The 4,296-nt window shown below is 51.9% G+C and carries 5 protein-coding genes; 4 read left to right on the top strand and 1 reads right to left on the bottom strand.

Going from position 1 to position 4,296, the window contains the following annotated elements; all coding sequences use genetic code 11:
* From pstA to WC815_24015, 4 genes are all read left to right on the top strand, one after another.
* Positions 1-1,476, top strand: a 1,476-nt coding sequence (gene pstA / locus WC815_24030) for a phosphate ABC transporter permease PstA (protein MFA5911860.1), incomplete at its 5' end; no start/stop codon positions are given.
* A gap of 37 nt (positions 1,477-1,513) precedes the next feature.
* Entirely contained in the window at positions 1,514-2,278 is a 765-nt protein-coding gene (pstB, locus tag WC815_24025) for a phosphate ABC transporter ATP-binding protein PstB (GenBank protein ID MFA5911859.1), read from the top strand.
* A 108-nt stretch (positions 2,279-2,386) separates the two neighbouring features.
* Positions 2,387-3,067, top strand: a complete 681-nt coding sequence (gene phoU, locus WC815_24020; GenBank protein MFA5911858.1) for a phosphate signaling complex protein PhoU — start codon at positions 2,387-2,389, stop codon at positions 3,065-3,067.
* Between the two features lie 36 nt (positions 3,068-3,103).
* Entirely contained in the window at positions 3,104-3,805 is a 702-nt protein-coding gene (locus WC815_24015) for a response regulator (protein MFA5911857.1), read from the top strand.
* Positions 3,806-3,900: 95 nt separating this feature from the next.
* Here the strand turns inward: WC815_24015 and WC815_24010 are convergent.
* Positions 3,901-4,296: helicase HerA-like domain-containing protein (locus tag WC815_24010; GenBank protein ID MFA5911856.1), on the bottom strand; the 396-nt coding region annotated here is incomplete at its 5' end.

Below are 4,296 nucleotides of genomic sequence, written 5' to 3'. Positions count from 1 at the left end.
ATGGTTTTTTGGCCCAAGAAAGTGACCTTGGCAACCTTGACCGATGGCGGCCATCTGCTTGGTGAAGTGATCCAGGAAGAAGAAAATCCGGCTACCGGGAAAAAAAGGGTGCAGTTCAAGATCGGCAACCGCGATCTCTATGGTCTTGATTTCAAGTGGGTCGATGAGGCGAGTGTCAGTAACTTCAGCCTGCCGCCGGAGATTTATGTTTTGGAACGGCAGGAGCATGGTAATTTTTACGGTTCCTTGAAGGAATTGAAAATCCCTGGTCTGATTTTACCCGCAGATAAAAAAAAGAGCCTGCAGGCAGCCCTTGATGCCATCCTGCCGCAGCAAGCCGAGGTTGCAGAGATTGACAGGCAGATTGCCACCCTCAATCGCCAGGTGGAACAGAGCAATAACAAGCTTGCCCGGTTGCGGTATCATAAGGAAGAGAATACCCCTGTGGCCGCGGCCTTACAGGAGGAGGAAAAAAATATCAAGGCCGAGTTTGACCGGTTGGTTGTGCTTCTTGGCAGCAAACGAGCAATCGTCTCGGCCAATGTGGCCGTGATGGTGGATGCGGGCGGCCAGGAAAAAATCATTGCCCTGGCCAATATCGTCCGCTGTTATCAACCCAATTCCATGTCATGGCTGCAAAAATGCAGCTATTATGGAAAACGACTGGGAGAGCTGCTCTTTGCTGAGCCGCGGGAATCCAATACCGAAGGAGGGTTGTTCCCGGCGATCTTCGGCACGATTATGCTGATTTTATTGATGAGCATCCTCTCTTTTCCAGTCGGGGTCATTGCCGGGATTTATCTGCGTGAATATGCAAAAGACGGCTATCTGGTCAAAATGGTGCGTATTGCCGTTAATAATCTGGCGGGTATCCCTTCCATTGTTTACGGTATTTTTGGTCTGGGCTTTTTTGTGTATGGTGTCGGCGGTCAGATCGATCAGCTTTTTTTCCCGGAAATGTTACCGACTCCCACCTTTGGCACGGGCGGGATTCTCTGGGCCAGTCTGACCCTGGGGCTTTTGACCGTGCCGGTGGTCATTGTCGCCACTGAAGAGGCCCTGGGGGCGATCCCCCCTGGTATCCGAGAAGGATCTCAGGCCCTGGCCGCCACCAAGTTTCAGACCCTGACCAGGATCCTGTTGCCTATGGCTTCCCCTGGGATCCTGACCGGGTTTATCCTGGCCATGGCCCGGGCCGCAGGCGAAGTGGCGCCGCTGATGATCACCGGTGTGGTCAAGCTGGCGCCGGCTCTGCCGCTTGATGGCAGCTTTCCCTATCTGCACCTGGATCGCAAGTTTATGCACCTCGGCTTTCATATCTACGACATCGGTTTCCAATCCCCCAATGTCGAGGCGGCAAAGCCCATGGTCTATGTCACCACCTTGTTGTTGATTCTGATCGTACTCATCATGACGAGCACGGCAATCCATCTGCGTAATAAGATGCGCGAGCGGTTCTCCGTGGCCGACCTATAAATAAGGATACACAATGTCACACTCTGATACTGCCATCATGGCTATTGACACTCCGCAGGTTGCGGTCGAGCACCTGAATCTCTTTTATGGTGCCAGTCAAGCGCTCAAGGATATGAGTTTTGGGATACCGCGGAGTCAGGTGACGGCCCTGATCGGTCCTTCCGGCTGCGGGAAATCGACTTTTCTTCGTTGTATCAACCGGATGAATGACCTGGTTGAGGGGTTGCGGATCGAAGGGCTGATTGCCATTGATGGTGAAAATATCAACGATCCATCCCTTGATGTCATTGAACTGAGGCGCAAGGTGGGGATGGTGTTTCAGAAGTGGAATCCCTTTCCCAAATCCATCTATGAAAATGTCATCTATGGCCTGCGTATTGCCGGGATCAAAGACCGGGGGGTGTTGGATCAGGCCGTGGAGCAGAGTCTGAAACGAGCAGCTCTGTGGGATGAGGTAAGAGACCGTCTACATCAATCGGCCATGGGCCTTTCCGGGGGCCAGATGCAACGGCTCTGCATTGCCCGCGCAGTGGCCGTCAATCCCGAGATTATCCTGATGGATGAACCGTGTTCGGCCCTTGACCCCCGGTCAACGTCCCGGATTGAGGATCTCATCCGGGAGTTGCGGGGTGAATATACAATTATTATTGTAACCCATAATATGCAGCAGGCGGCGCGTATTTCTGATTATACTGCTTATATGTATCTGGGTGAATTGATTGAATACGGGCCGACCCAGAAGCTGTTTACCGTCCCTGAACGCAAGGAAACCGAGGATTATATCACCGGCCGTTTTGGGTGAAAATCGTGGGTGTCTCACCAGGGAGTAGTTTTGGGGGCCGGAGTTGACGTATTGGCCATGTTTGTTATTGATTGATAAAGGTTCTGAAAGAACAGAAGGAGTACCTTGATGGCGCATAATATCCAGACTGAAATTGAGACCTTGAAAGGTCATATCGTGTATCTCAGTACCGTTGTTGAGGAGAACATGCTGTGTGCAATCAAGGCCTTGGTGGAGAAAAATCCTGGCCTGGCCTATCAGGTCATGCAGACAGATAAGTGTGAGATTGATCATCTTGAGATCGATGTGGAGCAGGAATGTCTGCGTATTATGGCCCTGCATCAGCCGGTGGCTAGCGATTTGCGTTTTCTGGTCACGGTCTTGAAAGTAAATAGTGATCTTGAACGGATCGGCGATCTGGTGGCGAAAATTGCGGACAAGGTGCTCTTGCTCTATAAGGCCGATCCGGCGCAATTTTTATCCGACGCGATGCAGATTCCTGATATGTTTAACGGGATGTTTGATAAAACTGTGTGGATGTTCAGACAGACGATGGACGCCTTTGTCCACGAGGACACGGATCTTGCCTATAAGGTCTGCCTGACTGATGATGAAGTGGACCAGTTCAAGCGCGCCATTTATCGTGAGCTGGAAGAGAGTATCATGAGCGACCCGGCCCAGCATGTCTATCTGGCCAAGTTGCTCAGTGTGGCCAGAAGCACGGAACGTATTGCCGATCACTGTACCAATATCTGCGAAGACATTATTTATATGCAACAGGGCCGGATTGTCCGCCATATTCATTCGTGATAAGTTTATTATTTTTAATAAAACAAGGAGTTAAGAGTGGCAAGAGCAACTATTCTCATTGTCGAAGATGACGAAAATATCCAGCAGCTTGTTGGCTATAACCTGGCAAAGGCTGGATTCCATGTCCTCTATGCCGAGAATGGCGAGCAGGCCTTGGCGAGTGTGAAACGTGAGCTGCCGGACTTGATGGTGCTCGATATCATGCTGCCCAGCCTTAATGGCTTTGAGGTGTGCAAGATTCTGCGCAAGGACCCGCAAACCAAGGGGCTGCCAATTATCATGCTGACTGCCAAGGGAGAGGAGAATGATGTGACTGCCGGACTTGACCTAGGTGCGGACGATTATATTACCAAGCCTTTCAGCCCGAAAATCCTGGTTTCCCGGATTAAAGCGACCTTGCGTCGGCGTGAGGAATTATCCGGGGAAGACGGAAGTGAAGCAAAAGACGGTCTGCTCAAGGTGCATGATATTGTCATTGATCCAAAACGGTATGAGGTTGTGGTGGCCGGCAGCCTTGTTGCTCTGACGGTCACCGAGTTCAGTATCCTCGATCTTCTGGCGCGGCGGCCAGGCTGGGTCTTTAGCCGCCAGCAGATTATTGATGGGGTGCGGGGCTATGACTATGTCATTACACCGAGGGCGGTGGATGTTCAGGTCTTCGGGTTGAGAAAGAAGCTGGGGGCGTCTGGAGAATGTATCGAGACGGTGCGGGGGATCGGCTACCGGATGAAGGGGTAGTTTGGCGCAAAGGGCTTTTTGCTTTTTTGTCAGAGGGGAAAATCTGAACGTTGTTTTCAACAATATCGAGATAGCCAGGAGCTGAATGTCTTTGGCTATCTTCTGCCGGTAAGTGAGCCAAGAAGGCCGCGGACAAGGGACCGGCCAATCTGGGAGCCGACGGTGCGAACCACGGATTTGAGTAAGGTCTCCCCCACCGATTGACGCCCGCCGCCCCCGCCCAATGCCGCTTTCCCGGCCTCAATAATCTGCTTGGTTATGCTGTTTTGCTCCGCTGAGGTCTGTGGCAGGTTCTGTTGCGTGGCGGTATTGTTATTGCGAGCTGTCAATATTTCATAGGCGGATTGCCGGTCAACGGGCGTGTCGTAGAGGCCTTTTAAGGGTGAGCTTATGAAAAGACGTTCTCGTTCGGTGCTTTCAACCGGCCCGATGTGAGATCGGGGCGGGCTGAGCAGGCACCAGTCTACTATGGTTGGTCTGCCTTGCTCATC

This window comes from Vicinamibacterales bacterium, from assembly GCA_041659285.1.
Taxonomy (GTDB): domain Bacteria; phylum Acidobacteriota; class Vicinamibacteria; order Vicinamibacterales; family UBA2999; genus 12-FULL-67-14b.
This window is presented reverse-complemented; position numbering and strand designations above follow the sequence as displayed.